Source organism: Microcystis wesenbergii NRERC-220 (assembly GCF_032027425.1).
Lineage (GTDB): Bacteria > Cyanobacteriota > Cyanobacteriia > Cyanobacteriales > Microcystaceae > Microcystis > Microcystis wesenbergii_A.
This window is the reverse complement of record NZ_JAVSJA010000001.1, coordinates 3,475,354-3,498,954: the sequence shown is the minus strand read 5'-3', so window position 1 is coordinate 3,498,954 and position 23,601 is coordinate 3,475,354. Positions and strand designations below refer to the sequence as shown.

Genomic DNA, 23,601 nt, shown 5'->3' with positions numbered 1-23,601 from the left:
GGTTCAAAAATTTATTTATACTGAACCAGTATATTGACTTCTAAAGTACTTTTGATACAACTGACAACTGACAATTGCTTGATTTTCTCTGAGTTTAATTAAACCCATACTATTAAGTTTATAAGCAATAATTGGATTAACTATCATTGGTTGATTCCCTTGACAAATCTGTTGAAAAACATCGGCAAGTTCAGGTTGTTTTTGTAAAGTGACCCAGTGCAGCTGTAAATGAGAGGAATAAATCCCCGTTGATGTAGTTGCTGATTTGATTAAATCTGGCATCGTGATTCGCTCTTGGCTAAGATGATAAATCGCTAAATGAATCAAGGCAGGATGTCCCCCCACTAAGTCGATCAACTGTTGAATTTCGTTGATTGCTAATTCATTTAATTGATATTTTTTTGCCAATTCTGCCACTTGTTCTTGATCAAAACCCTGTAACTCTATGGGTAATCCCACATTAAAGGGAGACTGTTCTAATCGCAGAGAAACATAAGATTCTGTGGATTGAACAATAATTAAACGTAATTTCTGCCAGAGAGAAGATCGCTTAGATTCTTCATAACAAGCTCGGATTAAAGGTAAAAAATCTTCCGCTACTTTCGGATGTTCAAAGACTCGATGCACTTCGTCTAAAGCCAATACCAGTGGCTGTTTTATCTCTCGTAAAATATACTCTTCAAAATAAATTGTCCAACTCATTTTAATTCCTATATCTTCATCCCAATAATCATCTAATTTGGCTTCTAAATTCAACTGCCGAGCGCAATTACGGCAAATCCAGCGTAATAACTTGTTAAAATCTGCTATGATGTTTTGGTCTGCTTTTTGTAAATCTAAACTAACAATTTGATAACCGAATTGTTGTTGACAAGCCTCTAAAATTGTTAATAATAAAGACGTTTTTCCCCATTTTTTGGGAGCTTTAATGCGAACTAAAGCCCCAGATCGGTCGATTTCCTCGATAATTTTTGCTTCAAGGTTTCTTTGTTTCAGATAGTAAGGAGAATTATAGGGAATAGGAGCATCGGGGTATTCTGGACGCTCATTTTGGAGATATTCCTGACTGCGATACTGAGACGACGTGGAGTTGCTAAAATGAGATTGTAGTCTGGGTAAAAAATTTTTTTTATTGACCGTTTCTCCGATCAGTTGCGAGACTCTATCATAGAGTACTGGGGCAACTACATTGGCAAGATAGCTGCTACTATAACCGTTTTCTTGGGCAATTTCTTGATAGCTCTTTTTCTGCCAAAGTCCTCGCAATAATAATTTTTCTGTCTCATTGAGACAACGATTCTCAAGCTTGAGCAGTTGCCCATTAAGAATCTCTTGGATTTCCTCGAATTTCATTATTTTTATCTAAGGTAAGAAGATTTGAAGAAATAGATTATTTGATTTTCCAGTTCCGTTGCAGCCAGAAATATTGAATCTTGACATAACAGCACCGATTCAAAGTAGAATTGGTATATTTGACAGACAAGCTGACGAGAACCAGTAACCGACAAAATTGTGCGACGGCAACACCGAGAGGGATTAGTTTTCCCCCTTGCTAGGAAATTATAGCATTTCTTGTCAAGGTCAATTACACGGCAGCAATTATCTCTTGATAATTTCTATCAAAACCCCTATCTTCAGGGGAGTATCTCACTTGTGCAGCGAGCATCAATGCTTATGGCTGTCAAAAACTATAAAACCTTGAGTAGTGATTCGATAGTAGTGGTAGTCTGAGAAGCTTATATAGCAAAGATAAGGTAGAATCTTAACTAATATAAAATTGTGCCAAATTTACCCCCCTAAACCAGCATTTTCAGGACTCCCTTTTTGGCATTCCTCTTTTTTTACTTAACCCAAGGGCTCTCTTATTCTTTGTGTGATCTCGCGTAGCGAGCGCGTTGCGACCAGTTTAACTTATATAGGAGCGCTCAATCTTTGTGTCCTTTGTGTCTTTGTGGTTCGTTCCACTCGCTCGCCAGCAGGACTGTATCTTAGAATACATTTTACCCACCAAACCCAAGAGAGCCACTCAATTGACTTGAGAACAGCAATTAACAGACAAATATTATCCCCTAATCACTCACTCTAGCCTTCCTTGTCCTCGCCGTGGTTTTTATCACACTATTAAGCAATGGAAAGCCGAAAAACCCGTGTAAAGATTGTGGTCGTCAGTTTGTCATTGCTCTCAGTCAGAATCAGGTATCAGAAAAAACAAAACAATTAATCGATCAGCTATTGTTAGAGCAAATTTCTTGACGAGGTATTGCCAGAGTAACAGGATTAAGCTGGTCGTGGTTACAGAACCTTCTAAATATTAAATTTAGTGAGTTTCCGCGTCAGGTAAGCGTTTCCGCCAAGCCAAAAGGAAAATTAACTAGAGAAGGTGAGGAACTCTGGTATGATTATTTTCTCCAAGAATAATAAGTAGGTAGGCGTTAAAAATTATCAGACACCCCCGTTATCAAGGGTAGGGTTGATTCATGAATCAACCCTACCTTATCAAGGAGGGCAGGGGGGATCGAACCTAAAATCCATTTTAAATTTAATTATAACCAGCTACTTAAGTTTTATGTCTGGCTAGCAATTGATAGACAAATAAGAGAAATTGTCGGTTGTTATGTGGGAGATAGGGGTCGTGCGTCAGCGCAAAAACTTTGGGAAGGCCTACCTGATGTTTACCGACAATGTGCAGTAGCTTATACAGACTTTTGGGTGTCATATTAAGAAGGTTGTTTCTGGTGGCGTTGCTGATCTAAGAGATAAATCCTCTTTTCTGGGATTTTTCTAGTTGGCATTCATACCTCGATTCAGCCATGCCTAGTATGTTTTTTGACTGCTATTTTTCAATTTTATTAGTGAGAGTTCCCACTACATCAATACCGAGGGTTTGATGGACACTGGCGAGGAATTGATTGACGATTTCGGGATAGACTTTAATCAGGGCAGCGAGGGATTTCCCATCACCATTATCAACGATATTAACTCGATCGAGGTGTAAGCGTTTAGGAATTTTGATCGCTTCTTCCAGGATGGTTTCTAACTGTTGAATCAAGAAAATTGCTGATGCTTCGCTGCCGGTGTTTTGCCAGACTTCCGCGAATAATTCGTTAACCAAGGCTTCAGCTTTAGCATTTTCTTCAAAAATTGCCGCTTGTCCTCTAGCGCGGAAAGTTTCAGCTTCCTGCTGCGCTTCTGCGGGTAAAACTTCATCTGCTTGGAGACGTAATCTTTCTAATTCTGCCCTGACCTGTTGCAATTTTTCCTCAACTATAGCACGTTTTTCCTTAGCGGCGGCGATAGTTATTTCTTCTTCCGATTTGGCCTGTTGTTCTAGTTTTGCCTTTAACTTTCTCAACTCGTTTTCTTGCTCTAAAATGATAATTTGATCGCGGGTTTTAGCTACGGTTGCCTGTTCCTCACATTCCGCTGCTATTTGTTCAGCTTCATTGAGGGCATTTGATTCGGCAATTTCAGCATCACGCATGACTAAAGCGATTCTTTCCCGTCCGAGGGAGTTAAGATAATCCACATCATCGGCAACATTTTGAATTTTGAGAGTATCAATTTCTAAACCGAGTTTTAACAGGTCTTGACTGACGTTACTGGTAATACTTTCGGCAAATTTTAGGCGATCTTCGTTCACTTGTTCGGGGGTCATTGTTGCGACTACACCCCGCAAGTTTCCTTCTAAAGTTTCTTTAGCTACGCGAACAATTTCTTCTCGATCTCGGTCTAAAAAACGTTCGATCGCATTGCCGACTATTTCAGGGTTAGAACTAACTTTCACGTTAGCAATTGCCACTATATTCAGGGGAATATTACCCTTAGAATAGGCATTTTTAATCTCGATTCTGATCGGGGTTGTGGTGACATCCATGCGTTTAACGGTTTCTAAAATTGGAATACGAATTGCCCGACCCCCCGATACCACTCGATACCCCGCATCTTGTCTATCTTTTGATTTGCGTTTCATCCCACTCAGGATTACTACTTCATTGGGTTTACAAATACACAAAAAAGAATTGAAAAACCAAATCGCACCAATCCCAAAAAATATCAATAAAGCAATGGGAACACTATTCAATAATAAATTGCCAGCACTGTTGTTATTATTATTGTCGTATTGATTGGGATTGATTTGGATGAGATAGGAATTATTTTGACTATTCATAGTTAGTTACCCTTTGGTCTAGAAGAAATTAAAAATCGCCTCTGATATACTTTTCCGCAATGACTAAAACTTTATTGTCTTGGAAATTGAGAATAAATGCTTTATCACCGACATTAAATTGTTCTTCCCCTTCCGTTATCGCTGCTATATCGATCAGACTATCCCCGACATTAACTCGCACTTTCCCCTTGCTATTTTTATCGAAGGGGATTTGAACAACTCCAATTAAACCGATGAGAGAGTGATAATCGACAATACTATTTACCTGTTGGTTGCAGCGTCTCAACTTGACTAAAATTAGGAGTAGAATGGCCAAACCAATACCTACCCCTAAAGAAATTAAAACGATTGTGAGCAGTTGAGCATTCATAGTTGAGTTATTTACCGTTATGGTTGCCCCCAATCTAATTACCGTTAACTAATTCGATACTTCGGCCATTTCAATCACGCGATCAGCATTATCTTTGACCAAAAAATTTAAAGGTTTATTGCGACGAACTTTATACTTTAAGCGTCGTGATTCCACCCGCATCAGAATTTGTTCTAAACAATCGTGATCAAAACAAACGTGACGATGACGATCCTTATAACCCGCGGTTGCCCCACCAACGATGTGCAGTTGGGTATTTTTCTTTAACTGATACCATAAACCCTGGGGTTGATCTCCCAAAGAAGGGTTGGCAGTAGTCACAGCCGGATTACTAGACATATAAAATGGGTCAATCATATTATTGCCCATCGTCTGCTCATAATTGTAATAGTAATGGAGGGGAACATCGGCCGTGGGTAAATTTAAAAGTCCTTCATAAAATTGTCGGGCTGTCTCCAAATCTGTCACCATGATTGTATGAACTTTTGGGGCGCTAGTTAGAAACATCCACATGGCTAAAGCATAAGCGGCCAGAAGCATAACCATAATCCCCTGGGTGGACAGGAGAGTATCAAGGGGTAGGAAAGCGCCGAAGAAAAGATGATTTATCAACACTGATGTGATCCTATTGTCTAAGAATTTCTATCATTCCCTAATTATAATCACGACGCTGAAACTTAAGTTAACGGGGTGGGGAGTGACCAAGTTCCGTACATTTGTATTAAAATGCTCCCTACCCAGTTTAAATGCAGTACAATTTACCTCAAATTCTCCTATGGGATGAATAAGTAGCTGGTTATATAGCGTTTTTCAGTCTGCTGAGGTACAAAAGTTATGGGTTTTAGGCAAAAGGCAAGAGGCAAAAGTCAAAAGGGAAGAAAAATATGTGTACCTCACTAGCTTATAGCGGTGTGCAGTCGTATTAGGTACAGTGTCACAAGCTATAAACCATGCTAGGCAAAGCTTGGTCTGTATCTCACTCAAGCGCTTACCGCTATAATTAAATTAAAAATGGATTTTAGGTTCGATCCCCCCTTAGTACTAGGGTTGATTCATAGTAGGGTTGATTCATGAATCAACCCTACCCTATAGTCCCCCCTTGATAAGGGTGGTGTCTGATAATTTTTAACGCCTACCTACTTAAATGATGAGATGATGACATTGGGGACGGAAATATGGGGAATTAGCGGAGATGAGAGCGTATATTGGAAATAGAGCCATCCCTAGAAAGTGAGCTACTGTTATGGAATCTTTTGCGCTTCCCGTCTTTCTGCAATCAGGTTTAACCCTATTGGCATTTTTAGTGCTGGTTATCCTGATGGCCTAAATCTTAATCCGTCTGTGACTTCGATCGAGTAGGGGACGATCGATAGCGCCGACTAGATTTTCATAGACGGTTAACAGCTGTTCAGCGATCGCTGACCAACTATATTGATTTAAGACTAAATCCCTGGCATTTTTCCCCCGTTGTTGGCGAATTTCAGGATTAGTGATAGCCGTTGCCAAAGTATTAGTTAAATCCTCAAGCTGACAAGCTGTCACCCATCCCGCAGCCGCTGCCGTCACCGCAGGATGCAGATCCACCCGATCCGAGATCAGCACAGGAATTCCGGCAGCCATAGCTTCGGCAACTGCGATGCCAAAATTTTCATAGTAGGAAGGTAAAACAAATAAATCGGCCCTAGCGAGGAGGCTATTTTTGACTTCTCCGGTGACAAATCCGGTAATTGTCGTATTTTTGCCCAAGATTGACCGCTCGATCTGATTTTTAATCCGATTTTCGTACTCCCGATCCTGGGGATTGCCTCCTGCTAAGACAAAATGAAAATCTAGGCCTTTTTCTAACAACCTTTCTAAACTGGGCAGCAATAAATCTAGACCTTTTTTCGGATCAAGACGGGACATATAGAGAATGATCGGTTTATTTTGGGGAAGATCAAAACCCGTTACTGGTAAAGCTTGTGGGTTAAAAAAATCTACCCCTAGGGGGATGATAATATCCTTAGTTTTTATATGAAATCTTTCGGCAGTTTGACACTCCTGCTGACTGGTAAAATGAACTGCCGCCGCCGCCGCTAAATTGGGTTTTTCCAGAAAATTGGCATATATTTGTTTAAGTTGCCGTTTTTTTTGCAAATCTGCCGGATCGAGGGTGCCTAGGGGACGGAGAATATAGGGCAGTTGATGATAACGAGCGATAGAAGCCGATATACTGCTTACCGGGGAGAATAAGGCGTGAATATGGGCGATATCATAATCTTTTGCCCTATTAGCCAACCAAGTAAACAGATCAAGGGAAAATTTATAGCGCCGAAAGGGAGAACAGGGAAAATAATAGATTTGATAGCCATTTTGACTAACAGGGACCCCTAAAGGCACATCTAGGGGTGCTTGTCCCGTGTCACCATTGGAATCGGTGGTAATAATAGTCACCTCTTGGCCCAGTTGCGCCAAGGCCGCTGACAAACCGAGTACCATTTGACTAGGACCCCCGTAAACAAGGGAAATCGAAGGAACAATCTGAAGAATTTTCATCTTTTTGGTGCAAGGGTCAAGACTTGTTAAGATCGATCGAGCCGTTCGCTCAAATTTACCACTTCTGTGGCTCTCATTTATGGTAATCGACTTTCTGCCCTTCACTATCAATATTTCCCCGGCCTTTATTGCCGGTAGCTGTCTCTGGTCTTTAGCATTATATTTGGGGTTAGCTGGGGTGCGAAATTGGTTTATAGAAATTTTCTATCGCTGGTTTAATTTTGCCGAGCGTTTCCTCTATACTTCCCTAGAGGAGTTTGAAAAAACTCGCGTCGCTAGAGAATCCCAAAATGCTTTTTATGCCTCTATCTTTAGTATTATTCCCTTTCTCATTCTCGGCGGTTTCTCCGATTGGTTAATCGAGATTAGTTTAGGAAAAAGTTGGCCGATTAGTGTCGGTATTCTCGCTTGTGTTGCCTCTGGTGTCTATGAATTAGGACGGCAGGACGGCAGCGGCAATCAGTAAATTAAGCTGTTAACTATCTCAATTACTTCTTGGCACTGCACGGGAGGGGCAAGTTAGTCGATTTTAACCCTTGACTAGCGTTCAATCTTTTCCTTCCAGACGATTTTTATGTTTATTAAGAGTCTTTTGTAGTAAATTCAAAACCTCATTAGCAATCTCAATAACTTGATGAGTTCCAAAACCGGCCTGAGTTAATTCTTTAAAAAAAGCCTTAGCGACAATTTTGGCTAATTTCGGGGGATAAGGATGAACAGCGATCGAATGTTCGCACTGAATTTCTGCTATTTCTCTAGTCACTGCCATAGTCACAAAACGAGATTTTAATATCCCTTGCAAATGAAAAATTTGCAGGGATTGGGCTGCCTGTTGAGCGAATAACTGCAAGATTTCTAAATCTAATGGTTCAAAATGTTTTTTGTCTAGGGGAAAACTGAGATTAATTACTCCGATTACCTGCTCGTTTAGGATAATCGGCGCGGCCATAAAACTATTATTATTTGATCTTTTGGGATAAGGGGCTGCACTAGCAAATGGCGATCGAGTGATATCCTTAATTAGTAAAGGTTTCCCTGTAGTCGCTACATTGTCGGCAATAGCTTGATCGAGTTTAATTATTTCTTGATCAGCCAAGGGTGATAGATCATCATAATGGGCAAAAACTTCTAGATAATCGGTAATTTCCCCTTTTAATTCCTGTGGAGAGCTTAACAGGATTGAACAGTGCTGCGCTCGCAATTGATGAGCGCTTGTATTAGCTATTTTCCGAAAAATATCTTCGAGATTTTCCTCAACATTCAAGACAAGAGCCAGAGTAGTTAATTTGGGGTTAAAATTATCCATGTATTCAATCACTTATTCAGTCCGAGTTTAGGCTTTCAGGGTGAGGGTGACATTCCCCATCTCCCTGTTTATCTGAGTCTATAGCGTGCCATAGCATCTGATCGAGGGGCTTTTTTACTCGCTAACTGATCTATTGTAGATGTGCTGAAAAACTTCTGTGTGTCTCTTGTTTTTTGTCTTCCCTCTAGCTACTCTGATCTAGTAGGTCAGACGAGTTCAACCTGACTTGAGTGAAAGATGGTGCGTTTTCTCTGGGCAATTTTGGCCGGTGTGGGGATGGGGTTAACAGTAGCGCCGGTTTCTTGGTGGTTACTCGCTTGGATTTCTCTCGTCCCCCTGTGGATTGTTGTGAGATTAGCGGAAAAATCCCTAAAAAAACAGCTTTTATACGGTTTTGGCTGGGGTTTTGCCTACCATGGCCTCGCTTTATTCTGGATCACGGGAATTCACCCGATGACGTGGATGGGTGTCCCCTGGTTAGCTAGTTTGTTAATTGCCCTGTTTTGTTGGTTGTTTATCACTTTTTGGGGAACGGCGATCGTGCTAACTTGGACGTTAGTTATGTTTTATGTCAACAAAAGTGTTAATCAGTCATCTTTTAGGGATGCCCTCCTACGGGTTTTCATCGGCACTGCCCTCTGGTGTGGGTTAGAATCTCTCTGGAGTCAATCCCCTCTCTGGTGGACTACCCTTGCTTATAGTCAAAGTCCCCATAATTTATTGATTCTGCAATTGGGCAAATTATCGGGTTTTACGACGGTAACGGCGGCAATTGTGGCAGTTAACGGTTTAATCGCCGAAAGCTTTCTCCTAATCCGTCAGTCGCGGCAAAATCTCGCTTTTCTCTCTTTACCCCTCCTCATTTGTTTGAGCCTGCATCTCTGGGGATGGAATGTTTACCATAAACCGATCGAAAAGTCAAGGGATTTAGGGATAAAAATTGGCGTAATTCAGGGCAATATTCCCAACACGATTAAACTTTCGCCCCTAGGATTTCAAAAGGCACTCGAAGGTTACACCTCTGGTTATCAAATTCTCGCCGATCAAGGAGTAGATGCCGTCTTAACTCCTGAAACCGCCTTACCCTACTATTGGGAGAACTTAGTCAATAATAGCTCGATTTATTCGGCAATTTTAGCCAAAAAAACGCCGATCTGGTTGGGTGCATTTGGCAAGATGGACAAGGGTTATAACAATAGTCTCTTTACCATTGATGGCGAGGGACAGGTGATTAGTCAGTATGATAAAGTAATTCTCGTGCCTTTAGGCGAATACGTTCCTTTTCAGGAAATTTTGGGTGGAATTGTTGATCGCCTTTCTCCCTTGCAAGCGCACTTAATCCAGGGAAATCCTGAGCAAATTATTGACAGTCCTTTCGGTAAAATCATTGTGGGCATTTGTTACGAATCGGCTTTTTCCGAACATTTTCGCCGTCAAACTGCTAGGGGAGGCGAATTTATTATTACTGCTTCTAATAACGCCCATTATAGCCACGCCATGCCCGCTCAACACCACGCTCAGGATACCATGCGAGCGATCGAAACCGATCGATGGATGGCCCGGGCCACCAATACAGGTTATTCTGCTTTTGTCGATCCCCACGGTAATCACCTTTGGCTATCGGATCTGGATAAATATCAAATCCATAGCGAAACAATTTATCGACGGGATACGAGGACTTTATATGTGCGCTGGGGAGATTGGTTAACTAAAGTTTTAATCATTACTGCCGGACTAGCTTGGCTCTGGAGAGCTTGGGATTAAGGTGACAGTGCTATACTTTTTCGTGAATAAACTGTATAAATAACCTAAGTTTTTGCTGCAATGAAAGAGCAATTTGTCAAGTGGTTGAATAGAATCTTAATATTTGATGTGTTTTTAGTGATAGCGGGTTTTCTCTGGTTTGCCGTGGCTGTTATTGGTGAATCCACGGGAATTCCCCTAGGATTTAAACTTTTTCAGCGTCTTTGGCTGCCCTTATTCAATCCTGCTATTAGTATTTTAATTGCGGGGGCGATTTTAAGCTGGGCGATTAATAAAATTCAAGAACGCTTCTCCCCTAAATAGGGTTTGCTTAATTCAGTTATCAGTTATCAGTTATCAGTTATCAGTTTTGAGTTTTGAGTTTTGAGTTTTAAGTGAGCAGTATGTATAAAGTCAGCATCATCAAATGGCAGTTTACTGCTATCTTTTCACTGTTTACTGTTCACCGAAAAAACTCCCCATCTCCCCACTTCATAATTCATAATTTATAATTCCTCCTCTCCTATAGCTTTTAAAACAGAGTTCCGCTGCTCTTATTGCCGGGGTCTTCTTTGCCAAGCAACAACTAATTTAATTTCCTCATAACTATAATTATCTCCCAGATTTTCCTTGAGGGTTTTCAGGGATTGATCGCCCACTTTTTTGATCGCTAAACGAATATATTCTTGTTTATTTTTAGAAACTAACTGATTAATATCAATTTGGTAACCCGCCTCCAGCAATTTAGCTAAATGTTCATAGATTGTTGAAACTTTTAAGCTTCGTTTGCGAGCGATTTCTTCCACATTCAAACCATCTTGATAGTATTGGAGAGTGAGGAATTGAGTAGAGGGAAGACTATCCTGACAAAAATCATTAATTGCCGCTATAAATATATCCCCATACTGTTGGACTTTGCTGTGTACTACTCCAGAAATTTGACGAAACTGCTCTAAACTCCGGGGTTTTGATCTGGCCATCAAACGCAGACTAGAATCATGGAAAATAACGTAGGGAGGAACCCCTTGACTATCGGCAATTTTTTTCCGCAGTTGCCGCAAGCGCTCGAATAATAAATCACTTTCCACCGTATTGGGATTGTCGTCTCCCAAGATTTGACCGTTAGCTTTTCGGGGGACGGCAATAAACACGGAACGTTGTTTCCGCATCACTTCCCAACTGTGTTGATTAAGTTTCAAGATTCTAAAATTGTCTTCAGTTTCTACCAGTAGATTTTGCTGGACAAGGGAACGACTCAAACGTTTCCACTCCTCCATAGTTTTATCTTTACCGATGCCATAAGTAGATAATAAGTGATGTTGATATTGGGTGATTCTTTCACCTTTTCCTCCCCTCAGTACGTTGATTATGTGCATCATACCGAATTTCTGTCCCGTCCGCGCCACACAGGATAAAAATTTTTGTGCTTCGATCGTCCAATCCTCGGAATTGTTACCATGGCGACAGTTATCACAGTTACCACAGTTACCCGCAAAACTTTCTCCAAAGTAGCCTAGGACACTCGATCGCCTACATTCAGTCCCTTCGGCATAATCTAACACCTGTCGCAATTGTTGACGAGCTTTCTGTTGTTCATTTTGCTCGGTTTTTTGGTTAATAAAATACTCAATTTTTCTGGCATCTGCAAAGCTAAAAAAGAGGGTACATTTAGCCGGTTCTCCGTCCCTACCGGCGCGGCCCGATTCTTGATAATATCCCTCTAAATTGCGGGGTAAATCATAATGAACGACAAAGCGCACATCGGGTTTATTAATCCCCATACCGAAGGCAATTGTCGCCACCATAATCTGCACATCATCCCGAATAAAACGGGTTTGATTTTGGCTTCTTTCCCGATCATCCATACCCGCGTGATAGGGTAGGGCATCAATACCATCTTTTTGTAACTGTTCAGCAACTTTATCGACGGTCTTGCGGCTGATACAGTAAACTATTCCTGCTCCTTTTTGTCCTTTAATATATTGATACAATTGCTGATAAGATTTACTGGTTTTAGGTTGAACTTCATAGTAAAGATTAGGACGATTAAAACTAGCAATATGAATGGAAGAATCTCGCAATCCTAATTGTTGGATAATATCTTCCCTCACCTGTTGGGTGGCGGTGGCAGTTAAAGCGAGAATTGGCACGGAGGGAAAGCGTTGACGAACTTGTTTAATTTGTCGATATTCAGGGCGGAAATCATGGCCCCAATCGGAGACACAGTGAGCTTCATCCACTGCTAAACAGGCTAAACCGAGGTAATTATCAATAACAGCTAAAAAGTCTAAAAAACTAGGCGATAATAATCTTTCTGGCGCAACATATAACAGTTTAATTTTTCCTTGCAGGATTAAAGATTCTCTTTCTCTGACTTGTTTAGCGTTTAAAGTGCTATTGAGAAATGTTGCCCCGATGCCATTATCAGCTAAAGCAGTTACTTGATCCTGCATTAAAGCAATTAGGGGAGAAACCACCACCGTCACCCCTTTTTTGATTAAAGCAGGTAGCTGAAAACAGAGAGATTTACCGCCTCCGGTGGGCATAATTACTAATAAATCCTGATTATTTAAAGCAGCCTCAATTATTTGGCGTTGATTCGGTCGAAATTGATCGTAGCCAAAGTGATATTTTAAGGCTTTTTCTAAAGAGTCAATTGCAGCCATTGAGCAAGGGGAAAAATATTTTTATAGTAGTTATTTTAAGTTTACAGACTCTCTGATTTTAGGGTACAGGGAACGCCAGAATGGGTGACAGAGGGGGGGAGATTACCTATTGCCTCCTGACTCCTGACCTTAAGATTGTCTCACCTGATCGGGAACACCAACAAAGGAGAGATTAGCTAATTTTTTCAGATTTTGACAGCGCAATAACTCGTTAAAATTGAGACTCGATCGCCCCTCAATTTCAGCTATAGTCTCAATAGCCGATAATAAACTTTTGGCGGCCTCGGTTTCCGTGTAACCGCGTCTAACGGCCACTTTTATGGCGGCTTCATCCGCGTCTAATTCCCGTTGGGGGCTGCGTTTTTCCCGCCAAATCCGGTTAATTGCCAAGGCAGTTAAACCCCCCGCCACTGCCATACCGACAGCATCGGTTTGCAGGGTTTCCACGGTTAAACCGATCATACCAGCCAGAGCAATTACTCGATCGAGATCGGGTTTAAACCATTTTACTGCCGTTAAAACAGAGACGGCCCTTAACAAGACTAAATCCCGTTGGGGTCTTGATAATTGCCGCCAGAGGTCAAAATTAATTGGAATTGGTCTGACTCCTCTTTGCCAGGGTAGGGGAAAATTAGTTTCGATTACCTTGGGGCTTTCGGGTTTGCTGACAATGCGCGTCATCATCCGTCCCGAAGCAGGCATGAGGTCTAGTAAATGACTAATCTCGTTGTCTTGGTTCATCGATCGCCGGTCAATAGTCTTCGATCATTGAGTATAATCGCTTTCTGAGCTAATATCTCTTTTCCGACAATTTTCTCAACGAAACCGCATGAGTCCCTACTGTTCGGCTTTGAGGGGTTCGATGCCCCAAAAATCGCCCATAAATTCTTGCATCTTTCTCAAAATCCTCATGTTTTGATTATTACCCACATTCCGCACCCTAAAGTGTCACATTGAAAATTTTATCTAAATCGTCAAAACGATTGCCGGCTCTGAATTACAGGCTAATTTGTTTGCCCAGCATATGCACAATTAGCCCTAAAAATCTGATAGCTCTGATACCAAATTATTGAGATGAACTCTCATTAAGCTGGCGATCGCTGACTAGAGTGTGACACTTCATAATTCTTAGTAATCGCTAAAAGTCTTACTATACAAGGGCTAGAGCAACTGTTGATTTCAACGACTAGGGTGCGGAATGTGGGTTATTAATGAGGGGATGAAACCAGTCCTGACCGGATCTTGCCAACTCCAAGTAACACCCGAACAGGTCGCCGCTATCGAGGCGACACTGAAAGCGTTTGCGGAAGCTGGCGACTACGTTAACGGGACGGTGAAACCGAACCTGTTGACATCCTCGCCGCCCTAAAAGTGCGGCGATTCCTAAACCTCACGATTTAAGTTTCTGCTTCCACCACCGTCGCATACCACAGTTAAAAAACCATGTACTGTCTTACACAGAGTCCACAGACTTTCGCCCCATTTCAGAAGCCCGATTCCGTGTGTCCCACGGTACGTTGACCGCCTATAGCTTCTTGTACTTGTTGCGCGCGACTTTTTACCCGGCCAAGCTTTTCTGGTCGGAACCCCCTAAGCCGAGTTTTCAAGGCTTCGGCCGTGAGCTCAGCCGAACGGTGCTGCGCCGTCCACTTGGTTTTCGAGACTGGCCTTTTAATTCTAACGTAAAGCCAACCTAGAACGGCGGGGTTTCAGACCCAAAATTTCCGATGAACGAACTGGCGATACAGTCGCTACGGACTGAAATGTTGGGTTTCGCTTTCCCCTAAAATTGAGAGGTTTTCTTTAACCTAGGGTTTGCTGAAAAAGTTTTTCGTGGGGGCAGGGTGTGGGGTGTGGGGTGTGGGGTGTAGGGTTTTACCGATTTTCATCTGGTCAATTACCTAATTTTCAGGGAAAAAGTACCTGAATTTTCCCCCCGCTCACTCCCACGGCCGGTACTTTTGGATTGACAAAAAGTCTAAAAGTCTTATCCAGCAAGGTTTTTAGATTTATTCAGCCAGCCCTAACCTATTGATTCGCTCAACCCAACCTACGGACTGGCTCAAAACCAGAGCCGGTAAGCAGGTGCAGAGCAGAAGAAGTTAAGAACATTCCCCGCAATAATGGCCAGCAGGGGCCGGAGAAATAAGGCGGGGAATGCCTGCTTGAGCTAGAGGTTCTGGAACAGCACTTTGGTGTCGGAGAGGGTGGGGGTGAGAGTTCCGGTCAACGAGACGATCGCCAACGGACTGAAGGTTGATCCCGCAGAGCCATCGGCATCATAGGAGAGTACCCCGCCGCTGTAGGTGAGGTAACCGCCGGCAATTGCACCTGTGTAGGTTGTGGTTCCCAAAGCCCCGCTACCCAAGGACGTGAAGGCGCTGGCACCGGTTATATCGAACACGATGGTGTCGTTGAAACTGGTGATCACATCCTGCTGGTCGTAGATGCTCAGAAACCGGAAGGTGTCGCCGCCGCCACCGATAAGGGAATCGTTGCCGAACCCGCCGACGATGGTGTCACTACCATTACCACCATTGATGGTATCATTGCCGGATCCGCCGTAGATCAGATCAGCGCCGCCGAGTCCGATGATGTTGTCGTTGCCGGTGCCGCCGCTGATAATGTCGTTGCCGATGCCGCCGTTGATGGTGTCGTTGCCGTCGCCGCCGCTGATGGTGTCGTTGCCGTCGATGCCGCTAAGGTTGTCATTACCAGTTGATCCGGTGATGGAATCCGCGCCAATTGTACCTGAGCCAATCACACTACTGCCTCCAGACGGCCCATCATTCGGGTCAGGACCGCCGCCCACGGTCAGGGCGATGTTGGCCGAATTGGCAACACCCTGGTTGCCAGGGGTATCGGAATAGCCGTTGGACACCACCACTGTTCCCGTTGCTGACTGGAAGTTGGTGGCAGTGAACGTGGCGGTGTAGCTGCTGCCGCTGCCGGTGAAGTTGCTCAGCACCCCGTTGGTCAGGGTCACATCGCTGGCGGCGAAACCGCTTACGGCTTCGCTGAACTGGAAGGTGATCGTAGTGCTAAAGTTCTGGCTGGTGAGCGGTTGGCTGGCAAAGTTGATGCCCACTGTCGGATTTTTGGTATCAATCGTCACCGTGTCCGTACCCGCTCCGCCCTGGTTGCCTGCCACGTCGCTGTAGCTGGCCGCTGCCACGGACACCGAGCCGGTGGTTTCCACAGCATCGTCGGCCGTGAAGATGGCCGTATAGCTGTTGCCATCCACCTGGGTGAAGTTGCTCAGTGTTCCGCCGCTGACGCTCACATCACCGACCGTGAAGCCATTCACAGTTTCGCTGAACTGGAAGGTGACCTGAGAACTGTTATCGCCGTCGTTGAGGGAAGTATCAACGATATCGACGGCGAGGGTCGGATTTTTGGTGTCAATCGTCACCGTATCCGAGCCTGCGGAGCCGGTGTTGCCTGCCACGTCGGTGTAGCTGGCCGCTGCCACGGACACCGAGCCGGTGGTTTCCACAGCATCGTCGGCCGTGAAGGTGGCCTGGTAGCTGCTGCCGCTGCCGGAGAAATTGCTCAACGTTCCGCCGCTGACGCTCACATCACCGACCGTTAAGCCATTCACATCTTCGCTAAACTCAAAGGTTACCAGAGAACTGTTATCGCCGTCGTTGAGGGAAGTATCAACGATATCGACGGCGAGGGTCGGATTTTTGGTGTCAATCGTCACCGTATCCGAGCCTGCGGAGCCGGTGTTGCCTGCCACGTCGGTGTAGCTGGCCGCTGCCACGGACACCGAGCCGGTGGTTTCCACAGCATCGTCGGCCGTGAAGGTGGCCTGGTAGCTGCTGCCGCTGCCGGAGAAATTGCTCAACGTTCCGCCGCTGACGCTCACATCACCGACCGTGAAGCCATTCACATCTTCGCTAAACTCAAAGGTTACCAGAGAACTGTTATCGCCGTCGTTGAGGGAAGTATCAACGATATCGACGGCGAGGGTCGGGTTTTTGGTATCAATCGTCACCGTATCCGAGCCTGCGGAGCCGGTGTTGCCTGCCACGTCGCTGTAGCTGGCCGCTGCCACGGACACCGAGCCGGTGGTTTCCACACCATCGTCGGCCGTGAAGGTGGCCGTGTAGCTGTTGCCATCCACCTGGGTGAAGTTGCTCAGTGTTCCGCCGCTGACGCTCACATCACTATCGGCAAAACCGGTGACATCTTCGCTAAACTCAAAGGTTACCAGAGAACTGTTGTCTCCGTCGTTCAGGGAAGGATCAACGATATCGACTGCGAGGGTCGGGTTTTTGGTATCAATCGTCACCGTGTCCGTACCCGCTCCGCCGGTGTTGCCTGCCACGTCGCTGTAGCTGGCCGCTGCCACGGACACCGAGCCGGTGGTTTCCACAGCATCGTCGGCCGTGAAGGTGGCCTGGTAGCTGCTGCCGCTGCCGGAGAAATTGCTCAACGTTCCGCCGCTGACGCTCACATCACTATCGGCAAAACCGGTGACATCTTCGCTGAACTCAAAGGTGACGAGAGAATTGTTATCGCCGTCGTTCAGCGAAGCATCAACGATATCGACTGTCACTGTAGGTGGAGTTGTATCGTAGGGAACGAAAACATATTGTCCATCTACCGCCTTGATACCGTCGGTGCCGTTGACGCTTGTGGCTCTGACACCAAGAGTCGTAACACCCCCCGCCAACAGCGCTTCGATCTCTACCCCTTGATCCTTGCTGTAGCTGTAAGTATAGGTATTACCCGCAGTAAGAAGACTGCTGCCATTATGCTCCGTTCCCGTTAACCCCGTATCGGAAATCTTGTCGTATCCATCCCAGACGATACCAGTCCCATTCATATTGAGACTGTTGTCAGCCTTGGAAAGAACTATATTGCCATCCGCGTTGCTATCGCCATTCGACCACCACAACGCGTTGAGATCCATCGACCCCTTCTTCATATCAACAGTCCACTGATTTGTGACCGTGTTGTAAGAAGCGGTGAACCAGAGAGCCTGGGTAGTGTCGCCGTATTCCCAGGTGTAAGTGCCTTCCTGCAATGCCATGATCAAGACTCCCAATCAACAATTCTATACATACGGCGGCTTCAGGCTTAGTCTGGTACATCTTCTAAGTGGAAATGCTTATTCAATAAGGATTTATCGGTGCCACACGGATAGAGGAACCGCCGTATGTAAATGGTAACAGATTATGTAACGTATGTAACCATTTAGGGGGGCTACGGACTCAACCCAACAAAAAGGACTTGTAGGTTGGGTTGACGTAAGGAAACCCAACTATAGTACGCTTGGATTGACCCAAGGAAACCCAAGAAAAGGTCATGAGAAGCGATCGCCGATTCCGACGGATTTAGGTGTTGGCTGTTGGGTTTCGCTTTCCCCTAAAATTGAGAGGTTTTCTTTAACCTATTGATTCGCTCAACCCAACCTACGGAATTCCTTGAAAAATCCCAACTTAGTAGATTTAGAAAAATGAGATGCACCCTGCCAAATGCTAAATTGTCTCATACTTCATCTTTATGAGAAACGCCGTAACTTACTTTTATAGGTAATACTTTTGATATATTTAAGTATCTATCTTTAGTAGGAAATTGGCGAGTGAGAAGTGGGAAGTGGGGAGTTTTTTGCTGTGAACAGTAATCAGTGATCAGTAAACAGTAAACAGTAATCAGTAATCAGTGAGGTTCTTCGGTTTGTCTTATGCAACGGACAGGGTTATAAGAAATGAAACTATTATAGAGAAAGACATTTGGCGATTTTTGTCAATTGTTTTCGAACTAGAGCGAACTAATCAATTAAATCCCTTGCCAGATAAAGATTTAGTCGATTTATGCCCCCCTATCGAACCATACCAAGTAACGAAGAACCATCAGTGAAAAGACAGGAGGAAACTTCTATTTAATACTGCACACTTAAAACTCAAATCTGATAACTGATAACTGATAACTGATAACTGATAACTGCTATAAACCCCCCAAAACTAATCGGGCTGCCCAAAAGGGAATTAACAAAAATAAAGCAATAAAATCAGCCCATCTTAACTGTAATTGGTGCCAGCGTACTTGATGCTGATTGGGACTGGTAAAACCGCGAACCTCCATAGCGATCGCTATTTGTTCGGCGCGCAAAAGCAAATTATCTAGTAATTTTTCCACTACTGTTAACCAGACGTTTAAACTCTTTTTAATCCCTAATTTCTGCCAATCGATCGCCCTAGTTCGCACTGCCCTAGCTAGATTTTGGACTTCTTCTAAAACCAGAGGAATAAAGCGCAAAGACAGGGTCAAAGTCAGAGAAATTTCCGTCACCGGCACATTAAATCGCCGTAAAGGACTCATTAAATTCTCTAAACCTTCGGTAATTTCTTCCGGGGCCGTCGTCAACAAAAAGAGATTAGTGCTATAAATTAAAGTAAAAACTAAGGTACTAATTCTCACTGCTAATTCCAAAGAACGTCGGGTAACAAATAAACGACCTCTATCCCATAAAACATACTGATAATCACTTGCTGGCGGTAAATTCAGCCCTTCATCCGGTAAACGCGGTTGAATACTCACCCCTAAACCATCGGGAGTGATAGCAGTAATCAGAAAGACGATAATCGCTAAAAATATCAGCCAGCCCATCTGTTGCCGCCAGACGCGGGGAGGAATAGGGGCCAACAGGGTTAACAACATTAACAATCCCACCAAAGCTAAACGCCACCAAGGATTAGCCAATAAAGGTGCTGCTAAAAAAGCCATTAACCAGATAAATTTTACCCGCGCATCTAGTTGATGTAGTCGGGTAATCGGTTGATCGAGATAAAGACCGATGGGCAAACTTCGCAATAAATCCATAAATTAGACCTTGGTGGCTCTATTAACTGTTTTTTCCACTTCTCGCGCCGGTTTGCCGCGCCAGATTAAGCGGATCGGGGTTCCTTTAAAGCCTAACTGTTGCCGGAATTGCCCTTCGATGTAACGGCGATAGTTATCATTAAAGCGCTGGGGATCGTTAACGAAAAGAGCGATCGTGGGGGGTTGACTCGATACTTGCGTGCCATAGTATAGTTTCCCCTGTTTTCCGCCCCTGGTGGTGGGGGGATTGTGCCACTTAACCGCATCTTCGATCACATCGTTGATTACCGAGGTACTGACGCGACGACGGTGAGATTCGGCGGCAATATCGACTAATTCGAGGATTTTGGTGACTCTTTGCCCCGTCATGGCGCTGACAAAGATCATTTCTGCCCAATCCATGAAATACAGTCGATCTTGGAGCATTTTGGTGTAAGTATTGATGGTGTAGGTGTCTTTCTCCACTGCATCCCATTTATTGACCACTAGCACCACCGCGCGCCCTTCTTCAATAATTCGTCCCGCCAATTTTAAATCCTGTTCGGTGACACCATCTAGCACATCGATGACGAATAGTACCACGTCAGACCGGCGAATTGCTTTAAAAGCACGGTTAATACTGAAAAATTCGGCTCCATAGTCCACATTCTTCTTACGGCGAATGCCGGCGGTGTCAATTAACCGATAAACCTGTCCTTCTCGTTCAATTAAAGTATCGATCGAGTCTCTGGTGGTTCCCGAAATCGGACTAACGATCGCCCGTTGTTGTCCGGTTAAAGCATTGAGGAGACTGGATTTACCCACGTTAGGACGACCGATAATTGCCACTTTAATCTCTTCATTTTCGGGAATTGCCGCCGCGGGTGGCAAATATTTAATCACCGCATCGAGTAGTTCTCCTGTACCAGAACCGTGAATGGCCGAGATGGGGAAGGGTTCACCGATGGCTAATTCCCAGAATTCCGTCGCTTGCAGGATACCCTGTTCCACCGATTCACATTTATTGACGGCCAAAAGTATCGGTACATTTTGCTGTCGTAACCAAGCGGCAATTTCTCGATCGCCGGCGGTAATTCCCCCTTGCCCATCGACGACAAAAATCGCCACACTTGCCTCTGCTAGGGCGATTAAAGCCTGTTCGCGGATTAAAGGGAGAAATTCGCTGTCATCGTTAAAAACTAGCCCCCCTGTATCGACAATTTGAAAATCTCGATCGCACCAGAAAGCTGGTTGATAGGTGCGATCTCTGGTAATCCCGGGTTGATCGAAAACGATCGCCTGTTGATCTCCAGCGATACGATTGACGAGGGTGGATTTGCCCACATTGGGACGACCGATAATAGCGACGACAGGCAGTTTCATAAGAGGGGGAGGGGACGGAAATTCAAGGCCCAATATTCTATCATAGCGATTTGCGATCGACCTTGGTTGATTTAAACGTTGGTTTGAACAAAGATAAGCTGTTCGTAATTTAAATTGCTTGTTGAGACGAGGCAAGAGGCAAAAGGCAAAAGGCAATAGTAAAGGGATTGGGGGAGGTTCGGCTAATCTAAGAATAAGCGGGTTAAATGCGTCTTAGCTTAGTCAGGAGACTATTTGTATTTATTCTCCCCACACCCCACTCTCCTATAGCTTTTAAACGGGATTTAGTATGACAGGTCCAGTGACCCAGAAAACAAGGAAGCGCGAGCGATTCATGTTAATTTTTATTAAGAAGCGATCTTTGATGAGAACAGACAACTATGAACTTCGAGATTCCCAGCGCCGTAAAAACTTGGTCACAATTTGGCCATCCCATTTTAATGTGGGTTTTATTAGGATTAACTATCTATGCGCTCTATTCGGGGCTACAATGGCGACGGACGCGGACAGCAGATAAAGACCTAAAAAAAGAATTATTGCCCAAAAATTTTCGCACTAAACACTATCAAATTGGCTCCCTAATTCTCGCTTTAATGGTGTTGGGGACGATCGGGGGTATGGCGGTAACTTATATTAATAACGGTAAATTATTTGTCGGTCCCCATCTGCTGGCCGGTTTAGGGATGGTGGGTTTAATCTCGATCAGTGCCGCTTTAGTACCTTTAATGCAAAAGGGCAACGAATTGGCGAGAATCACCCATATTACCCTTAATGCCGTCATTTTAGGTCTTTTTGGCTGGCAAGCCTTCACGGGAATGGATATAGTCCAGCGTATTCTCAGCAAAATGTAAGAAAACCTCAAAAGATAGGATGCGTCATCAGACGCATCCAAACCTGAAAAGTGCTTTCAAAATAATCACAAATTATAGAATCTTTCTGACGGGTAGAAACAAAAAGCAAAAAATCAAATAAAGAGAGCTAGTGTTTCTCATAAAGATGAAGTGTAACCTAATGTAGTGGTGCAAAATAAAATGAGATGACTATTGAGGAGAAGACAAGTCGCGGAAAATCTGGCTGGCGATGGCTGCACTGCGGCGAATTTGTTCAATTTCGGAAAGAGCTTGCCAATTTTCGGTGTCTATATTAGTTTCGCTCTGGCCATTACGCATAGTATAGGCGTAGGGACGGGCAAAAACCTCTAAATCTTCTGGAGACCATTGGGGAAAGAGATCGCTAAGACAAACAACAAGGCGATCAAGGTTGTCTAATTGACTATTAACTAGATTTTCAGCACTTTCTACTAGACGATTTAAATGTTCGGCCGGCAGTAAAGAGGCAAATTGATCAAAGATATGAGACCGGGGTGAAACGGAAACCGTCGGGAATTTCTGGTGTAAACTGCTAAAGAATCTATGAGCTTGTGCCTCGATCGCCGTCGCTTCTAGTCCTGCACACAGAGAAAAAGGCGTTTCTGTCACGTCTAAGGGATCATGACTCTCAACAGCGGTTACATCCCAGGGATAGGTGTCTTCTTCTTCGATCAGGATTGCCAGAAGTTCCTCGGTAATCTGTTCGGATAAGGATAAATGACTCATAATTTTAGCCTTTGTGGTGTTCAATGAGTAACTACATCTCGGTTTTGACAATTCCCGAAGGTAAAAACAGACTTCTGGTGGAAGTCAGGCAAGAAGCACTCTTGCCATAGTAGCAATAATTAACCCTTGCATATTATTATTGATGACTTTTTGACTTTTGCCATAGGATAGATAGAATTGCTACTGGGTTTTATTGACTGGTGTGACTAGATGATTTTGCTAACTTTCTGCTGACATTGGCTCCCCCATCTCCCCACTCCCCGATCTGGCGCTCTCCACTCCCCACTCTCCTATAGCTTTTAAACAGGATTTAGTGTTAGTACAGTCGCCAGGAATTACTGGCAGCGATCGCTTAATTTACCCAGCGGATTTTTATGAGAGAATAGTTAGGGATAATTCTGCTTTGATCTATGATCAAAAAAACCTCTAGAAAACCAAGCTATACTCAAATTCGCTGCCTCTGTCAAATAATTGTCGCTCTGATGGTCTTAATGCTGCCGGTGACAAATACTCTGCGACTGGTTTTAGCTTTTCTTTTCGCTTTAATAGTGGCAATTATGTTACTAGCTTACAGAATTTCTGGCGTTGCCCCCTGGCAGTTAGAACTATTAAAATCTCCCAATCATCGGTGGCATTTCTGGAATCCCTATTTTATACGATCAGCAGTTTCGGACTATTAATTTATCTGCTCGCTTCCGAACACGCCATCGTTCATTTTGCTTGTGGTTTTTTGGGTATTATTAGTGCTTGGTTAGCCATACAACTGATCTACAGCCAAGAATATGCAGTGCGCTACTATCATGATGGTAAGGGCCTAGTTTTTCCCGATTGCGATCGACCTAATTGGACGGAATTTCTCTATCAAGGTTTTTGTATGGTGGCTTGTTATCAAACCTCCGATACAAGTATTAATAGTACGGCGATGCGGCGGCTGGTAGCAACCGACGGGATGCTTTCCTATTTTTTATCCGTCTCGATTATTGCTATTATTTTTGGCATGATCGGTAATTTACTCTAAGCAA

The 23,601-nt window shown here is 44.0% G+C and carries 19 protein-coding genes; 7 read left to right on the top strand and 12 right to left on the bottom strand.

Annotated features, from left to right (window positions below):
- Positions 1-15 precede the first annotated feature (15 nt).
- From RAM70_RS17030 to hpsP, 5 genes are all read right to left on the bottom strand, one after another.
- A complete protein-coding gene (locus RAM70_RS17030; RefSeq protein ID WP_045357886.1) occupies positions 16-1,353 on the bottom strand; it encodes an AAA-like domain-containing protein in 1,338 nt (445 codons plus the stop codon).
- A gap of 1,480 nt (positions 1,354-2,833) precedes the next feature.
- Complete coding sequence (locus RAM70_RS17015) at positions 2,834-4,168, bottom strand: flotillin family protein (RefSeq protein ID WP_045357884.1); 1,335 nt, start codon at positions 4,166-4,168, stop codon at positions 2,834-2,836.
- A 28-nt stretch (positions 4,169-4,196) separates the two neighbouring features.
- Complete coding sequence (locus tag RAM70_RS17010; protein ID WP_045357883.1) at positions 4,197-4,538, bottom strand: hypothetical protein; 342 nt, start codon at positions 4,536-4,538, stop codon at positions 4,197-4,199.
- A gap of 48 nt (positions 4,539-4,586) precedes the next feature.
- Positions 4,587-5,153 carry a glyoxalase-like domain protein gene (locus RAM70_RS17005; protein WP_016517333.1) on the bottom strand — a complete coding sequence of 189 codons (567 nt, stop codon included), beginning with the start codon at positions 5,151-5,153 and terminating at the stop codon, positions 4,587-4,589.
- Between the two features lie 708 nt (positions 5,154-5,861).
- Positions 5,862-7,073, bottom strand: coding sequence for a hormogonium polysaccharide biosynthesis glycosyltransferase HpsP (hpsP, locus tag RAM70_RS17000; protein WP_045357880.1), 1,212 nt, complete (start codon positions 7,071-7,073; stop codon positions 5,862-5,864).
- Positions 7,074-7,152: 79 nt separating this feature from the next.
- Between hpsP and RAM70_RS16995 the strand changes: the two genes are divergently transcribed.
- Positions 7,153-7,539, top strand: a complete 387-nt coding sequence (locus RAM70_RS16995) for a hypothetical protein (protein ID WP_002739650.1) — start codon at positions 7,153-7,155, stop codon at positions 7,537-7,539.
- Positions 7,540-7,620: 81 nt separating this feature from the next.
- On the opposite strand, the gene RAM70_RS16990 is transcribed toward RAM70_RS16995, so the two are convergent.
- Positions 7,621-8,379, bottom strand: coding sequence for a GAF domain-containing protein (locus RAM70_RS16990; protein WP_045357878.1), 759 nt, complete (start codon positions 8,377-8,379; stop codon positions 7,621-7,623).
- Positions 8,380-8,616: 237 nt separating this feature from the next.
- On the opposite strand from RAM70_RS16990, the gene lnt reads away from it, so the two are divergent.
- Both lnt and RAM70_RS16980 read left to right on the top strand, forming a co-directional pair.
- Entirely contained in the window at positions 8,617-10,143 is a 1,527-nt protein-coding gene (gene lnt, locus RAM70_RS16985) for an apolipoprotein N-acyltransferase (RefSeq protein ID WP_045357876.1), read from the top strand.
- 60 nt (positions 10,144-10,203) lie between these two features.
- Positions 10,204-10,446, top strand: a complete 243-nt coding sequence (locus RAM70_RS16980) for a DUF8620 family protein (RefSeq protein ID WP_045357874.1) — start codon at positions 10,204-10,206, stop codon at positions 10,444-10,446.
- 230 nt (positions 10,447-10,676) lie between these two features.
- Here RAM70_RS16980 and recQ read toward each other — a convergent pair whose 3' ends face one another.
- The 3 genes from recQ to RAM70_RS16965 form a co-directional block, all read right to left on the bottom strand.
- Complete coding sequence (gene recQ, locus RAM70_RS16975; protein WP_312674751.1) at positions 10,677-12,788, bottom strand: DNA helicase RecQ; 2,112 nt, start codon at positions 12,786-12,788, stop codon at positions 10,677-10,679.
- Between the two features lie 129 nt (positions 12,789-12,917).
- A complete protein-coding gene (locus RAM70_RS16970; RefSeq protein ID WP_045357869.1) occupies positions 12,918-13,529 on the bottom strand; it encodes a DUF3318 domain-containing protein in 612 nt (203 codons plus the stop codon).
- Between the two features lie 1,429 nt (positions 13,530-14,958).
- Entirely contained in the window at positions 14,959-17,829 is a 2,871-nt protein-coding gene (locus RAM70_RS16965; RefSeq protein WP_312674750.1) for a beta strand repeat-containing protein, read from the bottom strand.
- A gap of 647 nt (positions 17,830-18,476) precedes the next feature.
- On the opposite strand from RAM70_RS16965, the gene RAM70_RS16960 reads away from it, so the two are divergent.
- Positions 18,477-18,659: a hypothetical protein gene (locus RAM70_RS16960; RefSeq protein WP_072024784.1), complete on the top strand. Its 183-nt coding sequence runs from the start codon at positions 18,477-18,479 to the stop codon at positions 18,657-18,659.
- Positions 18,660-18,746: 87 nt separating this feature from the next.
- Here RAM70_RS16960 and RAM70_RS16955 read toward each other — a convergent pair whose 3' ends face one another.
- Both RAM70_RS16955 and der read right to left on the bottom strand, forming a co-directional pair.
- The gene (locus RAM70_RS16955; protein ID WP_045357868.1) at positions 18,747-19,622 is read right to left on the bottom strand and encodes an energy-coupling factor transporter transmembrane component T family protein; all 876 of its coding nucleotides are present in this window, start codon (positions 19,620-19,622) and stop codon (positions 18,747-18,749) included.
- Between the two features lie 3 nt (positions 19,623-19,625).
- Positions 19,626-20,984, bottom strand: a complete 1,359-nt coding sequence (gene der, locus RAM70_RS16950; RefSeq protein ID WP_002782109.1) for a ribosome biogenesis GTPase Der — start codon at positions 20,982-20,984, stop codon at positions 19,626-19,628.
- A gap of 380 nt (positions 20,985-21,364) precedes the next feature.
- Between der and RAM70_RS16945 the strand changes: the two genes are divergently transcribed.
- On the top strand, positions 21,365-21,835 hold the full coding sequence (locus RAM70_RS16945) for a DUF4079 domain-containing protein (protein ID WP_002741005.1): 471 nt from the start codon (positions 21,365-21,367) through the stop codon (positions 21,833-21,835).
- A gap of 189 nt (positions 21,836-22,024) precedes the next feature.
- Here RAM70_RS16945 and RAM70_RS16940 read toward each other — a convergent pair whose 3' ends face one another.
- The gene (locus RAM70_RS16940) at positions 22,025-22,579 is read right to left on the bottom strand and encodes a hypothetical protein (protein ID WP_190380270.1); all 555 of its coding nucleotides are present in this window, start codon (positions 22,577-22,579) and stop codon (positions 22,025-22,027) included.
- 410 nt (positions 22,580-22,989) lie between these two features.
- Between RAM70_RS16940 and RAM70_RS16935 the strand changes: the two genes are divergently transcribed.
- Together RAM70_RS16935 and RAM70_RS16930 are read left to right on the top strand one after the other, a co-directional pair.
- Positions 22,990-23,259 (top strand): hypothetical protein, encoded by a 270-nt coding sequence (locus RAM70_RS16935; protein ID WP_288001592.1) that lies wholly within the window; start codon positions 22,990-22,992, stop codon positions 23,257-23,259.
- Positions 23,208-23,597 (top strand): DUF1345 domain-containing protein, encoded by a 390-nt coding sequence (locus RAM70_RS16930; protein WP_238567759.1) that lies wholly within the window; start codon positions 23,208-23,210, stop codon positions 23,595-23,597. Before RAM70_RS16935 ends, RAM70_RS16930 begins: the two co-directional genes overlap by 52 nt.
- Positions 23,598-23,601 lie beyond the last annotated feature (4 nt).